Here is a 22,503-nt window from a genome sequence, read left to right on the forward strand (position 1 = left end):
AAAAAGCAACAAATTACCCTTAACTCAATGCCACGGGCGAAAGTCAATAGCCGGACCATTGGATCGGCGGTATCACCCCGCAAAACACCGTAGGACCGACGCAGTTTTTGGCATGAAGAACTTTCTACTATTCAGTTTGGGGTATCTGCTGTTTGCAGTCGCGGTTGTCTTGCTGACACGCGAAAATGGCCTCGCGCCGCTAAAATACACGTGGGAATGGTCCGTTCGGCTGATCCCGGCGTTTTCCCAAACGGTGATCGGGTTGATGGTGTTCGGCCTGTTTCTGGCGTTCCTGACACGTGTGAAATCGCTTCGTAGCGTCGTGTTGTCGGTCATTCTGGCCTTTCTTGCCACGGTCGTCTTTCAAAGCGCGTTCTCACTCATCAAGACATCGCTGCCGTTCATCATTCCATTCTTCGCCGATCCGTTTTTCGCGCGTTTGGATCAACTGCTGCATGGCGGGGTCGATCCGTGGATTTGGACACATCGGGTGGCGGAACATCTGCCGATCGACAAGATTCTGCCGACCTATATGACCGGCTGGGCGTTTCCGGCGATTTGCCTTCCGGTTCTTCTTGCGGCGACGGATAACGATCAGGCGCGGGTCCATCGGACCTTGATTCTTTACGTCGTTGCATGGGCGGTTATCGGCAATCTGTTTGCGCTGCTTGGGATGTCCGCTGGCCCCGTATTTTATGACCGGATATTTGGCGGGGAAAGGTTTGCGGACTTGACAGAGATGCTCGTCACCAGCGGACTGAAAGACGGCATACTGGGTCGCACGCAGGAAGGGCTTTGGCAGGTCTATGCGGAACAAGCACAGGCGGTTGGGTCTGGCATTTCAGCTTTCCCGAGCGTTCATTTGTCGGTTTCGACTGTGGCCGGAATTTATCTGGCAGAACGGTCCCGCTGGCTGATCCCGGTCAGCGTTGTGCTTGTCGCAACGATTTTGTTCTTGTCGGTCTATAGCGGTTATCACTACGCGGTGGATGGCTATTTCTCGATCATCTTCATTTGCGTCCTTTGGTATATCCTGCGACGTCGGAACGGGGCCTCAAAACCATCTGACGCGGTGTCGGAATTGACCGCAGGTAGCAGAGTCGGATAACCCTTCACAAACGGGCTTGCGAGAGGACGCGGCCCGGTGCTTCGAGAGAGGGGAATGAATGTCCGAAACTGAACGCGAGTCGATGGAATATGACGTCGTCATCGTTGGTGCGGGGCCTGCGGGCCTGTCCGCCGCCATCCGCCTGAAACAGCTTGATGCAGACCTGCAAGTGGTGGTGCTTGAGAAGGGCTCAGAAGTGGGGGCGCACATTCTTTCGGGCGCCGTGCTCGACCCCAGCGGAATTGATGCGCTGATCCCCGATTGGAAGGAAAAGGGCGCGCCGATCAACGTGCCGGTCCGCAAGGATAACTTCTACATGCTGGGTGAGGCTGGTAGCGTTCGCGTGCCGAATTTCGCGATGCCGCCGCTGATGAACAACCACGGCAACTACATCGTCAGTATGGGCAATGTGTGCCGCTGGATGGCAGAGCAGGCCGAGGAGCTTGGCGTCGAAATCTTCCCGGGCATGGCGTGTTCCGAACTTGTCTATGGCGAGGATGGATCGCTGAAAGGTGTCGTCGCCGGTGAGTTTGGCAAGAACGCCGATGGCACCCCCGGACCGGGTTATGAGCCGGGGATGGAGCTTCATGGCAAATACGTTTTCCTTTCGGAAGGCGTGCGCGGGTCGCTGAGCAAGGAAGCGATTGCGAAGTTTGAGCTCGACAAGAATTGCGACGTTCCGAAATTCGGCCTCGGGATGAAGGAAATCTGGGAGATCGATCCGGCCAAGCATAGCGAAGGCACGGTGACCCACACGATGGGCTGGCCGCTTGGCAAGAATGCAGGCGGCGGGTCGTTCATCTATCACCTTGAAAACAATCAGGTCTATGTCGGGTTTGTGGTTCACCTGAACTACAAAAACCCGCACCTGTTCCCCTACATGGAATTTCAGCGCTTCAAGCACCACCCGATGGTGGCGGAGCTGTTGAAGGGCGGCAAACGCGTTGCCTATGGAGCGCGCGCGATCAGCGAAGGTGGCTGGCAGTCGATCCCGCAGGTCGCGTTTCCGGGCGGTGCGCTGCTGGGATGTTCCGCGGGGCTTGTCAACGTGCCGCGCATCAAGGGCAACCACAACGCTATGCTGTCGGGCAAAGCGGCGGCTGAGGCTGCGCACGCCGCGATCAAGGCCGGCCGCAGCGGCGATACGCTTGAGGTTTACGAACGTGATCTGCGCGAGGGGCCGATTGGCAAAGACCTGAAGCGGGTGCGCAACGTCAAACCGCTCTGGTCGAAATACGGGCTGGCGGCGTCGCTGGGCCTTGGCGGCTTCGATATGTGGACGAACAACCTGTTCGGCCTGTCGCTTCTTGGCACGCTCAAGCACGGCAAAACCGACGCTGACGCGACCGAGGAAGCGTCAAAGCACAAACCCATCGACTATCCGAAACCCGATGGCACGCTGTCGTTTGATCGGCTGACCAACGTCAGCTTTTCCATGACCAACCATGAGGAAAGCCAGCCCGCGCATCTGAAACTGAAAGACCCGAAAATTCCGGTTGGCGTGAACCTGCCGAAATTTGCGGGCCCCTCGGCCCGATATTGCCCGGCGGGTGTTTATGAATTCGTAACTGACGACAAGTCTGGCGAAACGCGGTTTCAGATCAATTTCCAGAACTGCGTCCATTGCAAAACCTGCGATATCAAAGACCCGTGCCAAAATATCAACTGGACGGTGCCGCAGGGCGGGGATGGGCCGAATTACCCGAATATGTGATCCAATTCGCGCGGATTTGCGATTGATCGGGGCGGCCAGACAGGCCGCCCCGCATTGCTTTGAAGGCATAGACCCATTAGGTTTATGCGACACATAACGAGGGCAGCCCAGACCATGATCAGGCAACTCAGAATACTCGCGGTCTCCGCGTTGGCACTTTCGGTCGCCGTTCCGGTGCAGGCCGAGGGGCTTGCCGGCGCCTACCTCGCCGCGCGTCAGGCCAGCTTCTATTCCGATTATGAGGAGGCCGCGCGTTACTACACCCAAGCGCTTGCCCGTGATCCGGCGAACCCGGCGTTGCTGGAAAACGCGGTGACGGCATTCGTTGGCCTCGGTGACTTTGACAGCGCGCTGCCGATTGCCCGCAAGATGCAGGCCGATGGCATCGACAGTCAGATCGGTCACATGGTTCTGGTCGTGTCGCACGTTCTTGATGACGATTACGATCAGGTCTTTGCGGATTATGAGGCTGGCCTCGCAATCGGCCCGCTTGTCGACGGGCTTGTGCAGGCGTGGTCCTATGTCGGCAAGGGGCAGATGTCAGATGCGCTGGCCGCGTTTGACGATGTGACCAACACGCGCGGTACCAAGGTTTTTGGGCTTTACCACAAGGCGCTCGCCCTTGCGATGGTGGGTGACTACGAAGGGGCCGACAAGATCCTGTCGGGCGAGGAAGACGGCCCCCTGCAAGCGACCCGCAACGGTATCCTGACCCACGCCGAAGTGCTGAGCCAGCTAGAGCGGAACGATGACGCGATTGAGTTGATTGACTCCGTCTTTGGCAATGACCCTGATCCCGCAGTCAAAGAACTGCGCGACGCGCTTGTCGCCGGGGAAACCCTGCCGTTCACGCGGATTGACAACGCGACCGATGGTCTGGCCGAAATGTTCTTTTCCGTCGCGGGAGTGCTGAACAGTGAAGCCGCCCCAGCCTATACGCTGATCTACGCGCGGATGGCCGAATTCCTCGACCCGGACAATGTGAATGTCCTGCTGATGTCGGCCCAGCTGTTGGAAGAGCTGGAGCGTTATAGCCTTGAAACCGAAGTCTATGACCGCGTGCCACGGGACCATCCATCATTCCACATCGCCGAACTTGGCAGGGCCGAGGCGCTGCGTAAGTCCGACAAGACCGACGCGGCGATTGAGGTTCTGTCGCAACTCGCCAAAAGCCATGGCGATCTGCCGGCGGTTCACTCCTCGCTCGGCGATATTCTGCGTCAGGCAGAGCGGTTTGAGGAGGCGACCGAAGCCTATGACCGCGCGATTGCGTTGTTCAAGGAACCGGACGCGTCGCAATGGATCGCCTATTATGCCCGTGGCATCACGCATGAGCGTCAGGGGGAGTGGGACGCGTCAGAAGCTGACTTCCGCAAAGCGTTGGAGCTAAGCCCGAACCAGCCCTACGTCCTCAACTACCTCGGCTATTCGCTGGTCGAGCGGCAGGAAAAGCTAGACGAAGCGCTTGAAATGATTGAGGAAGCCGTCGCACGCCGCCCGGATGATGGTTTCGTTACGGATTCGCTCGGCTGGGTACTTTACCGTCTTGGTCGCTATGATGAGGCGATCGTTCATATGGAGCGTGCGGTTGAATTGATGCCGGTCGATCCAATTATCACCGATCACCTTGGCGATGTCCTCTGGGCCGTCGGGCGCAAGCGCGAGGCGGAATTCCAGTGGATGCGGGCGCTGTCCTTTGATCCCGAGGAAGAAGACGGCGAGCGTATTCGCCGCAAACTTGAAGTCGGGCTGGACGTCGTGCTGGAGGAGGAAGGCGCGGAACCATTGGCAGTTGCCAATGAAGGTTGAAACCTTCGCGCCCGCCAAGATCAACCTGACCCTGCATGTGACGGGACAGCGGGAGGATGGCTATCATCTGCTCGACAGCCTCGTGGTTTTTGCGGACGTTGGCGATTGGGTTGCTGCTGAGGCGGCGGATGATCTTTCGCTGACGGTCAACGGGCCTTTCGCCGTTGACACGCCGACCGATGACGGCAACAGCGTGATGCGCGCCGCGAAGCTGATGGGCGCGACCGCCGCGCTGTCGCTGACCAAGAACATCCCAGTGGCCGCTGGGGCGGGGGGCGGATCGTCCGATGCCGCCGCGACGCTGTTTGCTTTGGCCGAGATGACCGGAAAGCCTGTGCCCCGCGATCAGGCGATTAACCTTGGGGCCGATGTTCCTGTCTGTATGCGCGCGACGCGGACCCGGATGCTTGGCGTTGGCGACGTGCTGGACCACGCGCCGCATATCCCGAAACTGTTTGCGGTTCTGGCGAACCCCGGCGTCACCTTGGCGACGGCTGATGTTTTCGCGAAACTCAGCCAAAGCGACAACGCACCGATGCCGGAGGAGATTGCGGACTTTGAAAGCGTTGAAAGCGCCGCTGACTGGCTGTCCAGCCAGCGCAACGATCTTGAGGCGCCTGCGATCAGTCTTCAGCCTGCAATCGCAGATGTGCTTACAGCCTTGCGCGGTAGCGACGGTTGTTTGCTGGCGCGGATGTCCGGGTCTGGCGCGACCTGTTTTGGACTATATCTAAACCTCGAAGCCGCATCGCGGGCGGCCGCGGCAATCTCGGCGGCGCAGCCTGATTGGTGGGTCGCCCCAACGCGTCTTAGCTAATCCGCGCGACCACGAAATCGGTGATGTCGAGCAACATGCGCCGCAACGGTTGATCCGGCAACGCGGCCAAGGCGGATTTTGCCTTTTCGGCCCATTGCAGTGCCTCTTTCCGCGTATCTTCCATCGTGTTGTGGCGTTTTAGCAGGGCCAACGCCTCTTCCAGATCGCCGTCCCGTTGGTCGCCTTTTTCAATCACGCGGGACCAGAAGGTGCGTTCGGTCGCGTCGGCCTTTGCTACGGCCTTGATGACCGGCAGGGTCAGTTTACGCTCGCGGAAATCGTCACCGATGTTCTTACCTGTCGCACCTGTGCCCCAGTAATCAAGCAAATCGTCAACGATCTGAAAACTGATGCCGAGCGCGTCGCCAAAGGTGTTCAGAGCGTCGACCTGTTGCTGCGGCGCACCGGCGATGACGCCGCCAACCTCGGTCGCGGCAGCGAACAGGGCGGCGGTCTTGCCGCGGACGACTTGCAGATAGATGTCCTCGGTCGTTGCAAGATCCTGTGCGGCGCTAAGTTGCAGCACTTCGCCCTCGGCAATGGTGGCTGACGCGTTCGCGAGGATGTCGAGCACCCGCAGCGATCCGGTTTCGACCATCAACTGGAAGGACCGGGAAAACAGGTAGTCACCGACCAACACGCTCGACTTGTTGTCCCAAAGCAGGTTCGCGGTGGGGCGCCCGCGCCGCTGGCCCGATTCATCGACAACGTCGTCATGCAGCAGCGTCGCGGTGTGAATGAACTCTACCGTCGCGGCAAGGTGGACGTGATAGGGGCCGGTGTATCCGCACAGCTTAGCCGCCGCGAGGGTCAGCATCGGGCGCAGCCGCTTGCCGCCCGCTTCGACCAGATGCGCGGTGACTTCGGGGATGCGGGGGGCGTGACGGGACGCCATCCGGTCGCGGATCAGCGCGTTCACCGCCGCCATTTCGCTATCAAGATACGCCGCAAGCTCTTCGTGAGGCTTCACAGCTGCTTCGATCAGACCCATCAAAGTCCCGTAACATGGCTCGACAAAGCCGCCACCATGCCCTTATCTCCCCAGTATGAAAGAGCTTCTCAGAACCACTGATCCGACGATCATTGCGTATGCTTCTGCGCTCCTACAGGGGGAGGGTATAGACTGCTTTGAAATGGACGTAAACATGAGCATTCTCGAAGGCGGGATCGGAGTCTTCCCTCGCCGGTTGATGGTGCGGCAGGCCGACCTGTTCCGGGCAGAGGCGGTTTTGAAAGACAACGAAATCCCGATGGGGCGGTAAGGTGGGCTTTGCGGACAGCGATCTGACGAGCGATGCGTTTCTGGGCGGCGCGCTGACGATCCTGCAACCTGCGCATGGCTATCGGGCGGGGGTTGACCCTGTTTTACTTGCCGCTTCGGTGCCCGCGAAAGCCGGGCAGAGCATTTTGGAACTTGGCTGCGGCGCGGGCGTGGCAAGCCTGTGTTTGGACCATCGGGTTGCCGGACTGTCGATCGATGGCGTTGAGGTGCAGGCGGATTATGCGGACCTTGCGACGCGGAATGCAGAGGCAAACGGTCAGGACATGTCGGTTCACGTGGCCGACTTGCGGTCCTTACCGGAAACGGTCAAAGCGCGGCGGTTCGATCACGTTATTATGAACCCACCCTATTATTCGCGGGATGAAGGCACAGCCGCCGCCGATCCGGGCCGGGATGCCGCGCTGGCCGGCGAAACCCCGCTTGAGGATTGGCTGTCGGTCGCCGCAAAACGGCTCGCGCCGAAGGGTTATCTCTCGCTCATCAACGATGTGCGGCGTTTGCCGGAATTGTTGACGGGGCTTTCGGGGAGGCTTGGCGGGATCGAAGTGTTGCCGCTGGCTGCGCGGGTCGGGCGCGCGCCGCATCTTGTTCTGGTCCGGGCGCGAAAAGGGGCGCGCGGCGCGTTTCGTCTTTATGCTCCGTGCGTTATGCACGAAGGCGCGCGGCACGAACGGGATGGCGAAAGCTACACCCAGCAGATCAGCGCGGTCCTGCGCGATGGAGCGCCACTGCCATTTCCCACACGTTAATCGTTTAGAAATGAATCGCCGCACACCGTAGGGCTGAACGCTATGCTGCGGTGTGACGTGACATCCCGCAAATTCTGTGGTCGACTACATTCGCGTGATTCACAAAAAACGGAGGACGAATATGAGCAAGAGTTCGCATGTGCAGGAACTCCGTCGGAAACACCAGAACTTGTCTGAAAAAGTCGAAGCGGCACAGAAAAGCCCCGGCGTTGACGATCTGGAGATTGCGTCTCTGAAAAAACAAAAGCTCAAAATCAAGGAAGAGATTTCGCGTCTGACTGACGCCTAAGATTTGGTTGCACTGGCACGTGCGGCCAGTGCAGCACCGCCCGTGATTAACCCTGCGGCGATCAGAAGGGGCCAAGTGGCCTCAGCGATGCCAGCGGCGATCAAAGCGAGCGTAGACAGCAACGGAGCCGCATAAGATGCGACCCCGAGGAGCTGTATGTCGCCACGCTTCACCCCTACATCCCAAACGTAAAACGCTAACCCCACCGGGCCGAGGCCAAGTGAGATGCACGACAGCCATCCAATCGCCGTGTCGGGCCAGATTGTATCTTCGATTGCGAAATGCGCGATGGCGGACAGGATGGCGGTGAACACGCAGAAAATCGCAACACTGCCAGTCGGAACAGCGCCAAGTCGCCGCGACAGGACCGAATAGCTGGCCCAAGTCAGGGCGCAAAGCGCGGCCAGCCCGTAGCCCGGCAGCGCGTCTGCCTGAAACCCGGCGCCGCCGCGTGTCACGATGAGGGCAGCCCCCGCGAACCCGATAAGGCCGCCCAGCACATGCCCCTTCCGCAAGGTTTCACCGGGCAACAGGCCAGAGAACAGGACGATCAGCAGCGGCCAAAGGTAGGCGATCAACCCGGCCTCTGCCGCAGGCGCGATGCGCAGTGCCGAGAAATACAGAAGATGATAGCCGAACAGCCCTGCCGTCCCGAACGCATAGACCCGCCAAGAGATGCGCCGCAGAACGGCAAAGCCACTCGTCCGCCACACCCAGATCAGACCGATCACCGCGCCGATGGCAAAGCATATCGCGTTCAACTGCAACGGCGGCACGGGGGCGGAGCCGACGGTGAACAGCGCCAGAAGCGCCCAAAGAAGCACGGCGATGAAGCCGATGATTGTGGCCTTTCTGCGCGTCATTCGAGTGCTTCCAAATCGACAAAATCGTGGTTCTGGCGAAAGTCCTCCATATCCGCAACCTCTGCCATGATCCAGCTTTCAAACGCGGCGATGTGGGGTCGTGTTTCCTGCCCCTGAGGACAGAGGAACCGATAGCGATAGGGTAGCTGGATCGCCAGGTCGAATGGCGCAACCAACTGCCCGTCCCGCAGCGCCCGTTCCGCCAGCGAATAGCGGCCCAGCACGACCCCGCTTCCGGCGATTGCGGCGTCATGGGCATGGTCTGCGTAGGTGAATCGCAGGCCACCGTCCGGTGGCGCTCCGATATCCGCCGCCGCGAACCAAGTTGTCCAGTTGATTGTGCGATCCAAGAACGGCACCACATCTTGATGCAGCAGCACGCTGTTTTTCAGGTCGGCCGGGGAGAGCATTTTTGCAGCCAACGCTGGCGACATCATCGGCGTAATCCATTCTTCAATCAGCGTTCTGGAGTAAAGCCCGCTGTCGTCGCCGCCACCAAACCGGATGGCAACGTCAATCTCATCTCGCGTGAAATCTGCGATGTTGAGGCTGGCGGAGAACCTAAGTTCGATCTCGGGGTGTTCTTGCGCAAAGCGAAACATGCGCGGGGCAAGCCATCGGGCGGTGAACGCGGGGCCAGCCGTCACGGTCAGCGTATCGGCCTGCGTCACGCGCCGCGCGATGCGCCACGCGGCCTTCAGCGCCTCAAACCCGTCCTGCACGCCGGGTTGCAGCGCGCGGCCCGCTTCGGTCAACTCGACCGCGCGATTAAGCCGTAGGAACACTGGCTGGCCAAGGTGATCTTCCAACGATTTGATCTGGAACGAAAGCGCAGCAGGCGTGACGTGAAGCTCCTTCGCTGCTTTTGCAAATGACATATGGCGCGCGGCGACCTCAAACGCACGCAGGGCTGTCAGCGGGGGCAGGCGGTCTATCATAATAGTTAAGTAAAACTAATCTGACACAATGAAAAGCCTCGTTTGTAAATGGCAATGCTGACCCGCATGTTAAATGCAACTGAACAAACAACCCAAGAGGTTCAAGATGTATGAAGCAACGGCAACCGCCAAAACCCGAAATGCAATCGATGCAGCGCATCAGGCAAGGGGCGCGATTTTGCGTTCCTTTGTCACCGGACTGTTTCGCCGAACCCACCCGCGCCGTTCCGGAGCGGCAACGATAGCGGCCAAGGCTGCGGCGTAACGGAAAAGGCCGCCCCAAATCGGGGCGGCCTTGTTTGATAAGCTATGGACTCTCGTCAACTAAAGAACTGTGCGCCGTTGGCCGAGATTGTTGATCCGTTAATGAAACTTGCATCATCTGAAGCTAAGAAGGCGACACAGCGGGCGATCTCTTCGGGTTCGCCCAGACGGCCGGCAGGAATCTGCGGGATGATCACATCGTTCAGCACTTTTTCCGGGATCGCACGCACCATTTCAGTGCCGATATAACCCGGGCAAACGGCGTTGGCGGTGATGCCTGCACGCGCACCTTCCTGCGCCAGACTGCGCACAATTCCGATATCGCCGGCTTTGGTGGCCGCATAGTTGACCTGCGCGAACTGGCCTTTCTGGCCGTTCACCGAACTGATCACGATCACGCGGCCGAACTTGCGTTCGCGCATACCCGGCCAGACCGGGTGCACGGTGTTGAACACACCGGTCAGGTTCGTATCGATCACTTGCTGCCACTGTTCCGGAGTCATCTTGTGAAACGGTGCGTCGCGGGTGATACCCGCATTGGCCACAACCACTTCGATCGGACCCAAATCAGCTTCGACCTTGGCGATACCGGCTTGAGAGTCTTCGTAATTGCCGACGTTCCATTTGTAGGTCTTGATACCGGTTTCGGCGGTAAACTTCTCGGCGGCTTCGTCGTTGCCCGCATAGGACGCAGCGACGTCGTAGCCCGCATCTTTCAGCGCCTTGGAAATCGAGGCGCCGATTCCGCGCGATCCTCCGGTGACGAGTGCAACTCTAGCCATGTATCCTCCAAATAGTCGTGTAATCTAGTTTCAAAACCGCAAGTAGATGCGCAACATTGTTGCGCATCGCTAGTCTTAATCGCGTTCGACGCAGAGGGCAACACCCATACCGCCGCCGATGCACAGCGTGGCGAGGCCTTTTTTCGCGTCGCGCCGCTGCATTTCGAACAACAGGGTGTTCAGCACGCGGCATCCGGATGCGCCAATCGGGTGGCCGATGGCAATCGCGCCGCCGTTGACGTTCACGATCTCAGGGTCCCAGCCCATGTCTTTGTTGACGGCGCAGGCCTGCGCGGCAAAGGCTTCGTTGGCTTCGACCAGATCAAGATCGCCGACTTTCCAGCCCGCCTTCTCCAGTGCCTTGCGCGACGCGTGGATCGGGCCAACGCCCATGATCGACGGGTCGAGGCCCGCGGTTGCGTAAGACGCGATCCGCGCAAGCGGCTTGATGCCACGCTTTTCTGCATTCTCAGCGCTCATCAGCAGAACAGCGGCGGCACCGTCGTTCAGGCCAGATGCGTTCGCCGCGGTGACAGAGCCATCCTTGGCGAAGGCCGGGCGCAGCTTTTGCATCGCTTCCATCGTCGCGCCGTGGCGGATGTATTCATCCTGATCGACGACGGTTTCGCCCTTGCGGGTTTTGACGGTGAACGGCGTGATTTCATCCGCGAACTTGCCGGCTTTCTGTGCGGCTTCGGCCTTGTTCTGGCTGGCGACGGCAAACTCATCCTGCTGGTCGCGGCTGATCTGCCACTTGTTGGCGACGTTTTCCGCAGTCTGGCCCATGTGGTAGCCGTTGAATGCGTCCCACAGACCATCGCGGATCATCGTGTCGATGTATTTCATATCGCCCATTTTCTGACCGGCCCGCAGATGCGCTGCATGGGGGCTGAGCGTCATGTTTTCTTGACCGCCAGCGGCAACGACGTCTGCATCGCCAAGCTGAATATGCTGCGCGCCAAGCGCCACGGCGCGCAGGCCGGAGCCGCAAACCTGGTTGATGCTCCACGCCGCACTTTCCTGCGGAAGACCCGCGTTGATATGTGCTTGGCGCGCCGGGTTTTGACCCTGCGCCGCTGTCAGAACCTGACCAAGAATTGTTTCAGACACGTCGGCCTTGTCTATTCCGGCGCGGTCTACGATCGCCTCCAATACGGCGGCGCCCAGATCGTGGGCGGGCGTGTTTGCAAATGATCCGCCAAAGCTGCCGACGGCAGTCCGGGCTGCGGAGGCGATAACGACATTGGTCATGGCAGGGGTCCTCTTCCATTGATATCAATTGGACGAGGAGGCAGTGGAATTCGGGTGCGACTCGGGTCGCCCTCCTCGTTTCCATACGTATTTACGGGCTTCGCCGGGAAAGAGCAACGCACCGGCCCGGGCGCTCGCTATGCCCGCTTGATCGCGCGCGTGTCGACCGAGGATGGCGCGGTCATCGAGGGGGCCGCGAAGTAATACCCCTGTAGGCAGTCAATGCCGATATCCGCCAGAAAGGCGGCATCGCTCGCCGTTTCAACACTCTCCGCGACGGCGAACATATCGAAATGCGAGGCAATCGACAGAAGTGCGCGGGTCAGCACTTGGTTATCCGGGTTGTCGGCAATGCCCCGGATGAACTGCCCGTCGATTTTCACGACATCAAAGAAGAAATCCTTGAGGAACCGGAAGGCGGTATTGCCCGCGCCGAAATCGTCCAGCGCGAAGGCAACCCCGCGGTTTTGAAGGTCGGTCATGAAGCTGACCACAAGTTCAGGCATCATCATCGCGGAGCGTTCGGTGATTTCGAGGATCAGACGTTCCGCAACGGTCGGATTGGCGGCGCAACCATGGTTCAGCGTTGCCATCCAGCGCGGATAACCGACAGAGCGGGCGGACATATTGACCGACAGCCGCAGATGCGGATCGGCCGCCAATGCCTGCAGGCCGAGTTCAAGCGCGAGGCAGTCGATAATACGGCCAAGTTCGGTGTCTTCGACGGTATCAATAAACTCCCGCGCGGGGATGATGCGCCCGGTCTGATCCATGACCCGGATCAGCCCTTCGTAGAATGCAACCTTGCGCGTGTTGTTGGCCTGCACAACTGGCTGATAGGCCAGCGCGACCTGTTTGCGGTCCAGCGCCTGGCGCACCATCTGCAACGTGTCGCGGTCCCGCTCCGCCAATGCGGATGACAGCGGGCTGCTCAGCGTGTCGGCGATTTCGGCACCTTTCGCCGAAAGTTCTGAAAACATACGGGATCTCCACTGCGGGCTTCCGTCACCATGCCGTCGAAAATGCTAACCAACAGTGAATCTTCCAATTTTCCGCGAATATGGGATATGATCGCCGAAATTACGTAATCCATTATAAAGGCTAAATAAAATGACTGAACGCTGTGGCTGGGTCGGCGTGGAACCGATTTACGTTGACTACCATGACGATGAATGGGGCGTGCCCGAATACGACAGTCGCGCGCTTTGGGAAAAGCTGATTCTCGACGGGTTTCAGGCGGGGCTAAGCTGGATCACCATTCTGAAGAAACGGGATAACTTTCGCGCGGCCTTTGCGGGTTTCGATCCGAACGTGATTGCGGAATGGGGCGAGGATGACGTTTTGCGCCTGCTCGCGGACCCCGGCATCGTGCGCCATCGCGGCAAGATCGAAGCAACGATCGGCAATGCCCGCGCATGGCAGGCGATCGAGGCGGAGCAGGGGTTTGATACCTTCCTGTGGTCCTACATGGGCGGAAAGCCGTTACAGAATGAATGGCCGACCCTTGCGGATGTGCCCGCGCAAACACCGTTGTCACAACAGATTTCCAAGGACCTCAAGAAGGCCGGTTTTCGGTTTTGTGGGCCGACGATTGTTTATGCCTTCATGCAAGCGGTCGGGATGGTGAATGACCATCTGACGACTTGCCCCCGCCGGGAAGCTGTCGCAGAGATGGCCCGGTAGCGACGCTTAGGGGGCACCATGATCACGGCAGACATAGTGGTGATCGGCGGCGGGATCGCCGGGATCAGTGCAGCGGCAGAGCTGGCGCGGGAAGCGTTGGTCGTCGTGCTGGAGCAGGAACAGGCGACTGGCTATCACTCCACTGGGCGATCTGCGGCCATGTTCGTCAAGAACTACGGCAATGCAACGCTCCGCGCCCTCAACGCGATTGCGGAGCCGTTCCTGATGGGTGAGGGCGAAGCGCCAGCAGTGCTTAGCCAACGTGGAGAACTGTTGGTCGCCTCCGAAGCGGAGCTGGACACCTTCAACGCCTATCTCGACGGCAGCGCGGGTCTGGAACGCCTGACGACAGCTGAGGCGCAGTCGCTGGTTCCGATCCTGCGGCCCGAAGCCGTGGTTGCCGCCGCTTATGAACCTGCGGCACATGACATCGACGTTGATCTGATGTTTCAGAGCTATGTCAAAGCGCTTCGCAAGCGCGGTGGGCAGATTGTGACGAACGCAGAGGCGCAGACAATCGCGCGCACCGGCGATGTCTGGCGCGTCGAGACCGGGGCGGGATCATTTGAGGCACCGATCATCGTCAACGCGGCTGGTGCCTGGGCCGATCACGTCGCGCATCTGGCGGGCGTGCATCCGGTGGGCCTGTCGCCGCTGCGCCGATCTGCGGCGATCTTGCCTGCACCGGACGGGCATGACGTGACCCAATGGCCGCTGTTCGTCAGCGCATCAGAGGATTGGTATGCCCGTCCCGAAGCGGGCAAGCTGATGGTGTCCCCCGCCGACGAAGATCCGGTTGAGCCGCATGATGCGTGGCCGGACGATATGGTTCTGGCAGAAGGTCTCAACCGCTATGAACAGGCGGTGACGGTTCCCGTGACACGGGTTGAACGCAGTTGGGCCGGCCTTCGCACTTTCGCACCGGACCGCAGCCCGGTCGTCGGGTTCGCCAGCGATGTCGATGGGTTCTTTTGGCTTGCCGGGCAGGGTGGATATGGCATCCAGACCTCGCCCGCGTTGTCACGATTTACCGCGGCCACGATCTTTCGTCGCGGGTCAGAGCTTTCCGAAACGACGATAGCGGCGCTTTCGCCTGCGCGATTTGATGACACCTCGAAAGGACTAAGGGAATGAACGATATTACACGCCTCGATACCGGCCAGCGGATGAGCCAAGCGGTGATCTATAACGGCATGATCCATCTTGCAGGGCAGGTCGGTGCCGCCGGTGAGCCTGTCGCTGATCAGACGAAAAGCATTCTGTCGAAGGTTGACGCGCTGTTGGAGCGTGTCGGGTCAGACAAGTCCCGCATCCTGATGGCGACGATCTGGTTGGCCTCGATGGATGACTTCGCCGAGATGAACGCGGTTTGGGATGCTTGGGTGCCAGAAGGCCACGCGCCGGGTCGTGCCTGCGGAGAGTCCGCCTTGGCGACGCCGGAGTACAAGGTTGAAATCATGATTGTGGCAGCGGCCAGCTAGGGCTTGTTCTGCTTCGTGACCCGCTTCCAAAGTGGCCTCACATCCATCGCCGCAACGGCAATACCCAGCGGGATCATCCAAAAGCCGACGATGGGCAGAAATCCAACGATGCCGCAGCAGATTAGCAGGATGCCAAGAACCAGCCGCAATCCGGGTGGCACGTGGATTTGAATCCAGTCCCGCATCGCGTGCCATTTCTGGCGCAGCGATTCTTTCATGCTGTTGTCTTTGGTGTCGGTCATCGCACCCTAGATGGGAAGGGCCGGAGGTTTTGACTACCCCTCCGCGCCCTTAAGCAGCGCGTTGAAGATCGCCATCGCGCTTTCGCCGTCCCATTCCGCATCACCGACAAGCCGGGCGATTTCCTGCCCTTCGGGATTCAGGATGACCGTAACCGGCAGGCTGAACGCACCGAAATCGGCGGCCAGCGCACGGTCGGGGTCAAGCAGGATGGGAAGGTTTACAATCTCTTCCTCCTCGAAAAAGCGATTGATCGCGGGAAGGGGGTTGCGGGATGTGGCGACGGGCACGACCTCAAACCGGTCGCCGCCAAGGTCCGCCTGCAAGCGGTCAAGCGACGGCATTTCTTTGCGGCAAGGGGCGCACCACGTCGCCCAGAAGTTCAGGACAACATATTTGCCCTCGTAATCCGCCAATGAATGTTCGCCGCCGTCGGGGTCGGTAAAGGTCGCGTCCGATCCGCCCACAGGCGCGTCATGGATCACCAGCTTTTGCATCATGCCTTCGCGCATCGCCTCAAGCGCAGCCTTGTCGGTCGCACCCGCTGCCGTTGCAGTAAGCGACAGCGCGGTATAAAGGACCAGTGACCTGAAAATGCTCATCTTCCCTCCGAGGGTTTCGATATGACCAACAAGACCTCCAACGCCATGTGGGGCGGCCGGTTTGCTTCTGGCCCCGATGCGATCATGGAAGCGATAAACGCCTCAATCGGGTTTGACAAACGGCTTGCCGCGCAGGACATCGAAGGCTCGCGCGCCCATGCGGCCATGTTGGCGGCGACGGGCATCATTAGTGATAGCGATGCCGCCGCGATACGGGAAGGGCTGCTCACGGTCTTGTCAGAGATTGAGAACGGTGAGTTTGAGTTTTCCGCCGCATTGGAAGACATCCACATGAATGTGGAATCCCGGTTGAAGGATCTGATCGGAGAGCCTGCGGGCCGTCTGCACACGGCGCGAAGCCGGAACGATCAGGTTGCGACGGATTTCAAACTGTGGACGCGGGATCAGTATGATGCGGCGATTGACGGGCTTCAGGCGCTGGTCCGTGCCCTGCTGACGCAGGCAGAGGCTGGGGCCGATTGGGTCATGCCGGGATTTACCCATCTACAAACCGCGCAGCCTGTCACATGGGGCCATCACATGATGGCCTATGTCGAAATGTTCGGCCGTGACGTGTCGCGGTTCAAGGACGCCCGCGCCCGGATGAATGAAAGCCCGCTGGGGACCGCTGCGCTCGCCGGCACGTCGTTCCCGATTGACCGCCACATGACGGCAGAGGCGCTGGGCTTCGATCGCCCGGCGGCCAATTCGCTCGACGCTGTCGCGGATCGCGACTTTGCGCTCGAGTTTCTGTCGTGTGCGTCGATTTGTGCGATGCACCTGTCGCGGTTTGCGGAGGAGTTGGTGATCTGGTCCTCCGCCCAGTTCCGTTTTGTCGCCTTGTCGGACCGGTTTTCGACCGGGTCGAGCATCATGCCGCAGAAGAAAAACCCTGACGCCGCCGAATTGATCCGCGCCAAAATTGGCCGGATCATGGGCGCGATGGTCAGCTTGTTTACGGTGATGAAAGGTCTGCCGCTGACCTATTCCAAGGACATGCAGGAAGACAAGGAACAGGTCTTTGACGCTGCCGACACGCTGATGCTCGCGCTGGCGGCGATGACCGGGATGGTCAGCGACATGACCGCCAACAAGGACGCGCTGGAAGCGGCGGCGGCAAGCGGGTTTTCAACGGCCACTGACCTTGCCGATTGGCTGGTCCGGGCGCTCAACCTGCCGTTCCGCGATGCGCACCATGTGACGGGCGCGTTGGTGGCTATGGCTGAAAGCAAGGGGTGCGATCTACCGGACCTGAGCCTTGAAGATATGCAATCCGTCCACGTCGACATAACCGGGGATGTCTTTGACGTGCTTGGCGTGCAAAACTCCGTCAATTCCCGCCAAAGCTATGGCGGAACCGCGCCGGATCAGGTTCGGGCGCAGATTGCACGATGGAAGGACGCCTTGGGATGATACGTTTGACCAAGATCGCGGCGCTTTTGGCGGTGGCTGCCTGCGGCGCGGATGGCCCACCGGAACGGCCGACGCAGAAGCCGGGCCTTGAGGTATCGGGCACCGTCGAAGTCGGGATAACGGGCGGCGGCTGATGTCTGGCCTGCGAATGATCTACCTTGCCCTTGCGGTGATTGGTGCGATTGTGCCGATGTATTACTTTGTCAGCTGGTTCGCCGCGAATGGCTTTGATCTGATGGCGATGGTGGATGCGTGGCACGCCAACGATGCGTCAAGCGGGCTGGTCTGGGATCTGACGATCGCGGCGCTCGCGCTGACGATCTGGGCGATTGCAGAAACATGGGTGCGCCGGAACTGGGTCGCGCTTTGGGCGATCCCGGCGACCTTTTGCATCGGGGTCAGTTGCGGCCTGCCGCTTTATCTTTTTCTACGCACGAGGCCCGTTGTCTGATGGATCACTTTCTGTATCGCGATGGCGCACTATGTGCCGAAGACGTGCGGCTTGAGGATATCGCCGCACAGGTTGGCACGCCGTTCTATGTCTATTCCTCCGCCACGCTGACCCGGCATTTCAAATTGTTCGACGACGCGCTTGAGGGAACGGATCACCTCGTCTGCTTTGCGATGAAGTCGAACTCAAACCAAGCGGTCATCAAGCTGTTGGGTGATCTTGGGGCCGGGATGGATGTTGTTTCGGGCGGGGAATATGCCCGTGCCCGCGCTGCCGGAGTACCGGGCGAACGGATTGTCTTTTCCGGTATCGGCAAGACACGTGAGGAAATGCGCACGGCGCTGAACAGCGGCATCCGGCAGTTCAATGTCGAAAGTGAGCCGGAATTGGCCGCGCTGAACGAGGTCGCGCTGTCACTAGGTGTGACTGCCCCCATCACGATCCGCGTCAACCCGGATGTAGATGCAAAAACCCACGCAAAGATTGCCACTGGTAAGTCCGAAAACAAATTTGGCATTCCGATTTCCCGTGCACGGGAGGTTTATACCCATGCGGCGGGCCTGAAGGGTCTCGACGTGATCGGTATCGACGTGCATATCGGAAGCCAATTGACCGACCTCGCCCCGTTTGAGGCGGCCTATCTGAAGGTTGCGGACCTGACCAAGACCCTGCGTGCCGACGGCCACAACATCCGGCGTCTGGACCTTGGCGGCGGGCTGGGTATTCCCTATGAACGCTCAAACTCCGCCCCGCCGCTGCCGACGGAATACGGCGCGCTCATCAAGCGCACGGTGGGCGATCTGGGCTGCGAGATCGAGATTGAGCCGGGGCGCCTGATTTCCGGCAATGCCGGGCTGATGGTATCGCGGGTGATTTATGTGAAAGAGGGTGAGGATCGCAAATTCCTGATCCTCGACGCCGCGATGAACGATCTGATCCGCCCCGCTATGTATGACGCATGGCATGATATTGATCCGGTAATTGAGGCCGCGCCCGGTGCTGAGCGCGCCACATACGACGTCGTCGGCCCGGTCTGCGAATCGGGCGATACCTTTGCCAAGGGCCGCGCGATGGCACCTTTAAGCGCAGGTGATCTGGTCGCGTTCCGGTCGGCAGGCGCCTATGGCGCTGTTATGTCGAGCGAATATAACTCTCGCCCCTTAATCCCCGAAGTCCTTGTGATGGGGGATCAATTTGCGGTTATCCGCCCACGTCCGACCTATGAAGAGATGATAAACCGCGATACCATCCCTGCATGGCTGTGACGCGCATCCCATGCGTCCAGCACGAAAGGGAGCATGACCAAGCCCGACCGACCCACCCGTGATGCGCCTATCCCGGCGCTGACATGGCCGCTGCGCCTGACGCGTTGGGGTATGATCGCGGAACGTGTGACCCGAGGGTTCTGGCCCCTCTGGACGATCCTGCTGATCGTGCTGGCGGCATTGATGCTTGGCTTTCACGACGAAGCGCCCATCGAATGGGTGTGGGCGGGCGCAGGTGTTGCGACCGTCGCTTCCATCGTCGCGCTGATCATGGGGGGCATGCGCCTGCGAATACCGTCACGGGCCGAAGCACAGGATCGGCTCGACGCGACCTTGCCGGGGCGGCCCATCGCGGCGCTATCCGACGATCAGGCGATTGGCGCGTCGGATGATGCTTCGCGCGCGGTTTGGGACGCCCATCAGAAGCGCATGGCCGAACGCGCAGCGGCGGCCCGCGCACCGAAACCCGATTTGCGCCTGTCACAGCGCGACCCCTACGCGCTTCGCTATGTGGCCGTGCTAGCTTTCCTCGTGGCGGTCCTGTTCGGCTCCGTTCTGCGGCTGACCAGCGTGACAACGCTTACCCCCGGTGGCGGCGATCAGATCGCGTCTGGCCCCAGTTGGGAGGGGTGGATCGAACCGCCAGCGTATACCGGGATGCCGAGCCTTTACCTCAACGATCTTGTCCACCGCCGCGTTACGGTGCCGGAAAACAGCCTTGTCTCCATCCGGCTTTACGGAGAGGCTGGCGCGCTATCCGTCACCGAAAGCGTGACGGCAGATGGGCGGGCTGAGGCGACCGATGCGGAACAAAGCTTTGATGTGACGACCGGCGGCAAGCTGACGATCACAGGCGTCGATAACGCCGAATGGACGATTGTGCTGCTGCCTGACGTGCCGCCTTCCGTATCGCTGGACGGGGATATGGACATCGCGGCGTCGGGCGAAATGCGCCAGCCGTTCAGGGTGCTGGATGACTACGGCGTTGTGTCCGGTCACGCGACGCTGACCTTGGAGCTTGATCAGGTGGACCGCCGCCACGGGCTTGCGATTGACCCTGATCCGCGTGATCCGGTGCGGCTTGACCTGCCGATGACGATTTCCGGTGATCGGGGTGATTTTGACGAAATTCTCGTCGATAACTTCTCACGCCATCCGTGGTCCGGGCTGCCGGTGACGCTGAGCCTCGAAGTTGAGGATGCCGTCGGCCAGACGGGGCAAAGCACGCCAATGACCTTGCCGATGCCGGGGCGGCGGTTCTTCGATCCGCTGGCGAAGTCGGTGATCGAAGGGCGGCGCGATCTGCTGTGGTCCCGCGACAACGGCCGGCGCGTGGCGGAGGTTTTGCGCGCGATCACTCATCGGCCGGACGGCTTCATGCGCACTGCGTCGGCCTACCTCATGCTGCGCGTCGCGATCCGGCGGGTTGAGGCGGGCGTTGACGAAGGGATGCCCACCGAAACGCAGGACGCGCTTGCCGATGCCCTTTGGGACATCGCTGTGTTGCTGGAAGACGGCAATCTGTCCGACGCGCTGGAACGGATGCGCCGTGCGCAGGACCGGCTGGCCGAAGCGATGCGCGACGGGGCCAGTGACGAGGAAATCCAGCAGTTGATGGATGAGCTGCGCGAGGCGACCCAAGACTACATGCGCCAGCTTGCGCAGAACCCGGAAGAGGGGCAGGACTCGGCCCAGAACCAGAACATGCAGCAGCTTACCCAGCAAGACCTGCAGGATATGATGGACCGGATCCAGGAACTCATGGAGCAAGGCCGCATGGCCGAGGCACAGGAGCTTTTGGATCAACTCGCCGAGATGATGGAAAACATGCGCGTGGCTGAGGGCGGCGAAAACCAGCAGCAAGGGCCGGGCCAGCAAGCGATGGAGGATTTGTCCGAAACGCTGCGCAATCAGCAGGGGTTGTCGGATGAAGCCTTCCGCAGTCTTCAGGAACAGTTCAACCCGAACGCCCAAGCTGGCGAAAGCCAGGAAAACGAAGGCCGCAGTGGCGGTCAGGGACGCGGTGAAAGCCATGAGGGGCAGAGCGGCGAAGGGCCGGGCGAGGACGGTGAGCAGCAGGGCGAACAAGGCAGCCGCGGCGCGCAGAGCGGTCAGGGGCTTGCCGATCGGCAAGAAGCGCTGCGGCAGGAACTGCAGCGCCAGCAGAATGCGCTGCCCGGTGCCGGAACGCAGGAAGGCGAAAGCGCGCGCGAGGCGCTTGGCCGCGCCGAACGCGCGATGGAGAACGCAGAACAAGCGCTGCGCGAAAATGATCTGGCTGAGGCGCTCGACGATCAGGCTGAAGCGATGGAAGCCTTGCGCGAAGGGATGCGCCAGCTTGGCGACGCGCTGGCCCGCGATCAGCAGAACCAAGGCCAGCAGGGGCAGGCCGAAGGGCAAGCGCAGCGCGACAGCCGCGACCCACTTGGCCGCACGCCCGGTATCAATGGTGGTGCGACAACCGAAGAACGATTGTTACAGGGTGGCGATGTCTACCGCCGCGCCAAAGAATTGTTGGATGAGTTGCGGGAAAGATCATCCGACCAATCCCGGCCCAAGCGGGAACTAGAGTATCTGAAACGTCTATTGGACCGGTTCTAGGGGCCGCCTTATCCGTCGCCTTCCAGCAGACCGGACAGGCTTTCGATGGCGCTCGACATGATGCCGTCAAGCCAGACCCGCATATCGTTCACCCAGTTCACATAGCCGGTGATGATGCCTTCGCCACCGGGCCACGCGTCGATGATCGCCGGTGCGTAGCGATAAACCAGCACGCCGATTGCGAACAGGATCACCATCAGCAGGAACCCGAAACGGAACCCGCCGCGCCGACGTTCAACGACGTCTTGCGGTTCGTCGACGTCGGCGTCATCGCCGCGGTCGTCTGATGCCCGAAGGGTGGAGTTGATTTCTTCGATATCCGGCAACAGATCGCGGCGGTCCGACAGATCGCCGGCACCGTCATCGGCGGACTGCGTGCGTGAAATGCCAGCGGCAACGGCGGCTGGCGCGGCGCTGTCGCCTTCGTCAATTCCCAGATCGGGCTGGGTTTCAAGGCCGCTCGCGGTTTCGTCCTCACGGGCTTTGGATTCAAGCTCCGCCTCTTGCCGCAAGACATCCAGAACCGCCTGATCAAGCGCGCGCGGTTCAGGTTCTGCGCGGTCCTCTTCCGGCTCGTCCGGGATCAGGTCGTCGTCGTCCTCGACTGTATCGTCATCGTAAACGTCGTGATCTTCAGCCGGGGTATCGTCTTCGACGTGATCTTCGACCTCAACGCTCGGTTGTTCGTCATACTCTGTCGTGTCGGGAAGGTCTTCGCCTTCCTCGGCCAACATTGCTGCCGATTTCTGAAACCACGTCTGGCCGCAGTTTGAGCATTGAACATCGCGCCCTTCTGCTGGAATGACGCTGTCATCCACCTCATATTGCGCATCGCAATTTGGACAAATCAGTCGCATTTGCCTGTCCCCTCGCCGCGACCTTTTAGGTCGTCATTGTTTAC

General features: G+C 60.2%; 24 protein-coding genes. 15 read left to right on the plus strand and 9 right to left on the minus strand.

Features of this window, described 5'->3' with window-relative positions:
- Positions 1-112: 112 nt before the first annotated feature.
- The 4 genes from ACEWPJ_RS13850 to ACEWPJ_RS13865 all read left to right on the plus strand — a co-directional run bounded on the left by ACEWPJ_RS13850 (position 113) and on the right by ACEWPJ_RS13865 (position 5,448).
- Positions 113-1,108 (plus strand): phosphatase PAP2 family protein, encoded by a 996-nt coding sequence (locus ACEWPJ_RS13850; RefSeq protein WP_416513697.1) that lies wholly within the window; start codon positions 113-115, stop codon positions 1,106-1,108.
- Positions 1,109-1,166: 58 nt separating this feature from the next.
- Complete coding sequence (locus tag ACEWPJ_RS13855) at positions 1,167-2,822, plus strand: electron transfer flavoprotein-ubiquinone oxidoreductase (RefSeq protein WP_416513698.1); 1,656 nt, start codon at positions 1,167-1,169, stop codon at positions 2,820-2,822.
- A 114-nt stretch (positions 2,823-2,936) separates the two neighbouring features.
- Positions 2,937-4,631, plus strand: coding sequence for a tetratricopeptide repeat protein (locus tag ACEWPJ_RS13860; protein ID WP_416513699.1), 1,695 nt, complete (start codon positions 2,937-2,939; stop codon positions 4,629-4,631).
- On the plus strand, positions 4,621-5,448 hold the full coding sequence (locus tag ACEWPJ_RS13865; protein ID WP_416513700.1) for a 4-(cytidine 5'-diphospho)-2-C-methyl-D-erythritol kinase: 828 nt from the start codon (positions 4,621-4,623) through the stop codon (positions 5,446-5,448). The genes ACEWPJ_RS13860 and ACEWPJ_RS13865 overlap by 11 nt, the downstream gene beginning before the upstream one ends.
- On the opposite strand, the gene ACEWPJ_RS13870 is transcribed toward ACEWPJ_RS13865, so the two are convergent.
- Complete coding sequence (locus ACEWPJ_RS13870) at positions 5,441-6,439, minus strand: polyprenyl synthetase family protein (RefSeq protein WP_416513701.1); 999 nt, start codon at positions 6,437-6,439, stop codon at positions 5,441-5,443. The genes ACEWPJ_RS13865 and ACEWPJ_RS13870 overlap by 8 nt on opposite strands.
- A gap of 55 nt (positions 6,440-6,494) precedes the next feature.
- Between ACEWPJ_RS13870 and ACEWPJ_RS13875 the strand changes: the two genes are divergently transcribed.
- The 3 genes from ACEWPJ_RS13875 (at position 6,495) to ACEWPJ_RS13885 (ending at position 7,768) form a co-directional block, all read left to right on the plus strand.
- Positions 6,495-6,710: a DUF2007 domain-containing protein gene (locus ACEWPJ_RS13875; RefSeq protein WP_416513702.1), complete on the plus strand. Its 216-nt coding sequence runs from the start codon at positions 6,495-6,497 to the stop codon at positions 6,708-6,710.
- Between the two features lies 1 nt (position 6,711).
- The gene (locus tag ACEWPJ_RS13880) at positions 6,712-7,479 is read left to right on the plus strand and encodes a tRNA1(Val) (adenine(37)-N6)-methyltransferase (protein ID WP_416513703.1); all 768 of its coding nucleotides are present in this window, start codon (positions 6,712-6,714) and stop codon (positions 7,477-7,479) included.
- 121 nt (positions 7,480-7,600) lie between these two features.
- Entirely contained in the window at positions 7,601-7,768 is a 168-nt protein-coding gene (locus ACEWPJ_RS13885) for a YdcH family protein (protein ID WP_416513704.1), read from the plus strand.
- Here the strand turns inward: ACEWPJ_RS13885 and ACEWPJ_RS13890 are convergent.
- The 5 genes from ACEWPJ_RS13890 to ACEWPJ_RS13910 form a co-directional block, all read right to left on the minus strand.
- The gene (locus tag ACEWPJ_RS13890) at positions 7,765-8,631 is read right to left on the minus strand and encodes a DMT family transporter (protein ID WP_416513705.1); all 867 of its coding nucleotides are present in this window, start codon (positions 8,629-8,631) and stop codon (positions 7,765-7,767) included. The genes ACEWPJ_RS13885 and ACEWPJ_RS13890 overlap by 4 nt on opposite strands.
- The gene (gene gcvA / locus ACEWPJ_RS13895) at positions 8,628-9,569 is read right to left on the minus strand and encodes a transcriptional regulator GcvA (RefSeq protein WP_416513706.1); all 942 of its coding nucleotides are present in this window, start codon (positions 9,567-9,569) and stop codon (positions 8,628-8,630) included. Before gcvA ends, ACEWPJ_RS13890 begins: the two co-directional genes overlap by 4 nt.
- A 320-nt stretch (positions 9,570-9,889) precedes the next feature.
- Positions 9,890-10,615, minus strand: coding sequence for an acetoacetyl-CoA reductase (phbB, locus tag ACEWPJ_RS13900; RefSeq protein ID WP_416513707.1), 726 nt, complete (start codon positions 10,613-10,615; stop codon positions 9,890-9,892).
- Between the two features lie 75 nt (positions 10,616-10,690).
- The gene (locus ACEWPJ_RS13905; RefSeq protein ID WP_416513708.1) at positions 10,691-11,866 is read right to left on the minus strand and encodes an acetyl-CoA C-acetyltransferase; all 1,176 of its coding nucleotides are present in this window, start codon (positions 11,864-11,866) and stop codon (positions 10,691-10,693) included.
- A 137-nt stretch (positions 11,867-12,003) separates the two neighbouring features.
- Positions 12,004-12,846, minus strand: a complete 843-nt coding sequence (locus tag ACEWPJ_RS13910; protein WP_416513709.1) for an EAL domain-containing protein — start codon at positions 12,844-12,846, stop codon at positions 12,004-12,006.
- A gap of 130 nt (positions 12,847-12,976) precedes the next feature.
- Between ACEWPJ_RS13910 and ACEWPJ_RS13915 the strand changes: the two genes are divergently transcribed.
- Genes ACEWPJ_RS13915 through ACEWPJ_RS13925 form a run of 3 tightly spaced genes read left to right on the plus strand, consistent with a single transcriptional unit; the run spans position 12,977 to position 15,030 of the window.
- Positions 12,977-13,549 (plus strand): DNA-3-methyladenine glycosylase I, encoded by a 573-nt coding sequence (locus tag ACEWPJ_RS13915; RefSeq protein WP_416513710.1) that lies wholly within the window; start codon positions 12,977-12,979, stop codon positions 13,547-13,549.
- A gap of 18 nt (positions 13,550-13,567) precedes the next feature.
- Positions 13,568-14,683, plus strand: coding sequence for an NAD(P)/FAD-dependent oxidoreductase (locus ACEWPJ_RS13920; protein ID WP_416513711.1), 1,116 nt, complete (start codon positions 13,568-13,570; stop codon positions 14,681-14,683).
- Positions 14,680-15,030 (plus strand): RidA family protein, encoded by a 351-nt coding sequence (locus ACEWPJ_RS13925; RefSeq protein WP_416513712.1) that lies wholly within the window; start codon positions 14,680-14,682, stop codon positions 15,028-15,030. Before ACEWPJ_RS13920 ends, ACEWPJ_RS13925 begins: the two co-directional genes overlap by 4 nt.
- On the opposite strand, the gene ACEWPJ_RS13930 is transcribed toward ACEWPJ_RS13925, so the two are convergent.
- Together ACEWPJ_RS13930 and ACEWPJ_RS13935 are read right to left on the minus strand one after the other, a co-directional pair.
- Positions 15,027-15,272: a hypothetical protein gene (locus ACEWPJ_RS13930; RefSeq protein ID WP_416513713.1), complete on the minus strand. Its 246-nt coding sequence runs from the start codon at positions 15,270-15,272 to the stop codon at positions 15,027-15,029. The two genes, ACEWPJ_RS13925 and ACEWPJ_RS13930, sit on opposite strands and share 4 nt — an antisense overlap.
- A 33-nt stretch (positions 15,273-15,305) precedes the next feature.
- The gene (locus ACEWPJ_RS13935) at positions 15,306-15,872 is read right to left on the minus strand and encodes a TlpA disulfide reductase family protein (protein WP_416513714.1); all 567 of its coding nucleotides are present in this window, start codon (positions 15,870-15,872) and stop codon (positions 15,306-15,308) included.
- Between the two features lie 21 nt (positions 15,873-15,893).
- Here ACEWPJ_RS13935 and argH point away from each other — a divergent pair, with 21 nt between their 5' ends.
- Genes argH through ACEWPJ_RS13960 form a run of 5 tightly spaced genes read left to right on the plus strand, consistent with a single transcriptional unit; the run spans position 15,894 to position 21,602 of the window.
- Positions 15,894-17,285, plus strand: a complete 1,392-nt coding sequence (gene argH / locus ACEWPJ_RS13940) for an argininosuccinate lyase (RefSeq protein ID WP_416513715.1) — start codon at positions 15,894-15,896, stop codon at positions 17,283-17,285.
- Positions 17,282-17,419, plus strand: coding sequence for an argininosuccinate lyase (locus ACEWPJ_RS13945; RefSeq protein ID WP_416513716.1), 138 nt, complete (start codon positions 17,282-17,284; stop codon positions 17,417-17,419). Before argH ends, ACEWPJ_RS13945 begins: the two co-directional genes overlap by 4 nt.
- Positions 17,419-17,736 carry a DUF2834 domain-containing protein gene (locus tag ACEWPJ_RS13950; RefSeq protein ID WP_416513717.1) on the plus strand — a complete coding sequence of 106 codons (318 nt, stop codon included), beginning with the start codon at positions 17,419-17,421 and terminating at the stop codon, positions 17,734-17,736. Before ACEWPJ_RS13945 ends, ACEWPJ_RS13950 begins: the two co-directional genes overlap by 1 nt.
- Positions 17,736-19,001: a diaminopimelate decarboxylase gene (gene lysA / locus ACEWPJ_RS13955; RefSeq protein ID WP_416513718.1), complete on the plus strand. Its 1,266-nt coding sequence runs from the start codon at positions 17,736-17,738 to the stop codon at positions 18,999-19,001. The genes ACEWPJ_RS13950 and lysA overlap by 1 nt, the downstream gene beginning before the upstream one ends.
- A 33-nt stretch (positions 19,002-19,034) precedes the next feature.
- On the plus strand, positions 19,035-21,602 hold the full coding sequence (locus ACEWPJ_RS13960) for a TIGR02302 family protein (RefSeq protein WP_416513719.1): 2,568 nt from the start codon (positions 19,035-19,037) through the stop codon (positions 21,600-21,602).
- Positions 21,603-21,610: 8 nt separating this feature from the next.
- Here ACEWPJ_RS13960 and ACEWPJ_RS13965 read toward each other — a convergent pair whose 3' ends face one another.
- Entirely contained in the window at positions 21,611-22,459 is an 849-nt protein-coding gene (locus tag ACEWPJ_RS13965) for a zinc-ribbon domain-containing protein (protein ID WP_416513720.1), read from the minus strand.
- Between the last annotated feature and the right edge of the window lie 44 nt (positions 22,460-22,503).

This window comes from Aliiroseovarius sp. YM-037 (assembly GCF_048060095.1).
In the GTDB taxonomy this organism is placed as follows: Bacteria; Pseudomonadota; Alphaproteobacteria; order Rhodobacterales; family Rhodobacteraceae; genus JBLUOA01.

What these genes read in the sequence shown, in the direction of transcription:
- ACEWPJ_RS13935 (WP_416513714.1), bottom strand. Translation starts at nt 15,872, where the DNA reads ATGAGCATTTTCAGGTCACTGGTCCTTTATACCGCGCTGTCGCTTACT.
- ACEWPJ_RS13870 (WP_416513701.1), bottom strand. Translation starts at nt 6,439, where the DNA reads ATGGGTCTGATCGAAGCAGCTGTGAAGCCTCACGAAGAGCTTGCGGCG.
- ACEWPJ_RS13925 (WP_416513712.1), top strand. Translation starts at nt 14,680, where the DNA reads ATGAACGATATTACACGCCTCGATACCGGCCAGCGGATGAGCCAAGCG.
- ACEWPJ_RS13890 (WP_416513705.1), bottom strand. Translation starts at nt 8,631, where the DNA reads ATGACGCGCAGAAAGGCCACAATCATCGGCTTCATCGCCGTGCTTCTT.
- ACEWPJ_RS13875 (WP_416513702.1), top strand. Translation starts at nt 6,495, where the DNA reads ATGAAAGAGCTTCTCAGAACCACTGATCCGACGATCATTGCGTATGCT.
- argH (WP_416513715.1), top strand. Translation starts at nt 15,894, where the DNA reads ATGACCAACAAGACCTCCAACGCCATGTGGGGCGGCCGGTTTGCTTCT.
- ACEWPJ_RS13850 (WP_416513697.1), top strand. Translation starts at nt 113, where the DNA reads ATGAAGAACTTTCTACTATTCAGTTTGGGGTATCTGCTGTTTGCAGTC.
- ACEWPJ_RS13910 (WP_416513709.1), bottom strand. Translation starts at nt 12,846, where the DNA reads ATGTTTTCAGAACTTTCGGCGAAAGGTGCCGAAATCGCCGACACGCTG.
- ACEWPJ_RS13915 (WP_416513710.1), top strand. Translation starts at nt 12,977, where the DNA reads ATGACTGAACGCTGTGGCTGGGTCGGCGTGGAACCGATTTACGTTGAC.
- ACEWPJ_RS13855 (WP_416513698.1), top strand. Translation starts at nt 1,167, where the DNA reads ATGTCCGAAACTGAACGCGAGTCGATGGAATATGACGTCGTCATCGTT.
- ACEWPJ_RS13905 (WP_416513708.1), bottom strand. Translation starts at nt 11,866, where the DNA reads ATGACCAATGTCGTTATCGCCTCCGCAGCCCGGACTGCCGTCGGCAGC.
- ACEWPJ_RS13945 (WP_416513716.1), top strand. Translation starts at nt 17,282, where the DNA reads ATGATACGTTTGACCAAGATCGCGGCGCTTTTGGCGGTGGCTGCCTGC.
- ACEWPJ_RS13860 (WP_416513699.1), top strand. Translation starts at nt 2,937, where the DNA reads ATGATCAGGCAACTCAGAATACTCGCGGTCTCCGCGTTGGCACTTTCG.
- ACEWPJ_RS13960 (WP_416513719.1), top strand. Translation starts at nt 19,035, where the DNA reads ATGACCAAGCCCGACCGACCCACCCGTGATGCGCCTATCCCGGCGCTG.
- ACEWPJ_RS13920 (WP_416513711.1), top strand. Translation starts at nt 13,568, where the DNA reads ATGATCACGGCAGACATAGTGGTGATCGGCGGCGGGATCGCCGGGATC.
- ACEWPJ_RS13965 (WP_416513720.1), bottom strand. Translation starts at nt 22,459, where the DNA reads ATGCGACTGATTTGTCCAAATTGCGATGCGCAATATGAGGTGGATGAC.
- ACEWPJ_RS13885 (WP_416513704.1), top strand. Translation starts at nt 7,601, where the DNA reads ATGAGCAAGAGTTCGCATGTGCAGGAACTCCGTCGGAAACACCAGAAC.
- ACEWPJ_RS13930 (WP_416513713.1), bottom strand. Translation starts at nt 15,272, where the DNA reads ATGACCGACACCAAAGACAACAGCATGAAAGAATCGCTGCGCCAGAAA.
- ACEWPJ_RS13865 (WP_416513700.1), top strand. Translation starts at nt 4,621, where the DNA reads ATGAAGGTTGAAACCTTCGCGCCCGCCAAGATCAACCTGACCCTGCAT.
- phbB (WP_416513707.1), bottom strand. Translation starts at nt 10,615, where the DNA reads ATGGCTAGAGTTGCACTCGTCACCGGAGGATCGCGCGGAATCGGCGCC.
- lysA (WP_416513718.1), top strand. Translation starts at nt 17,736, where the DNA reads ATGGATCACTTTCTGTATCGCGATGGCGCACTATGTGCCGAAGACGTG.
- gcvA (WP_416513706.1), bottom strand. Translation starts at nt 9,569, where the DNA reads ATGATAGACCGCCTGCCCCCGCTGACAGCCCTGCGTGCGTTTGAGGTC.
- ACEWPJ_RS13950 (WP_416513717.1), top strand. Translation starts at nt 17,419, where the DNA reads ATGTCTGGCCTGCGAATGATCTACCTTGCCCTTGCGGTGATTGGTGCG.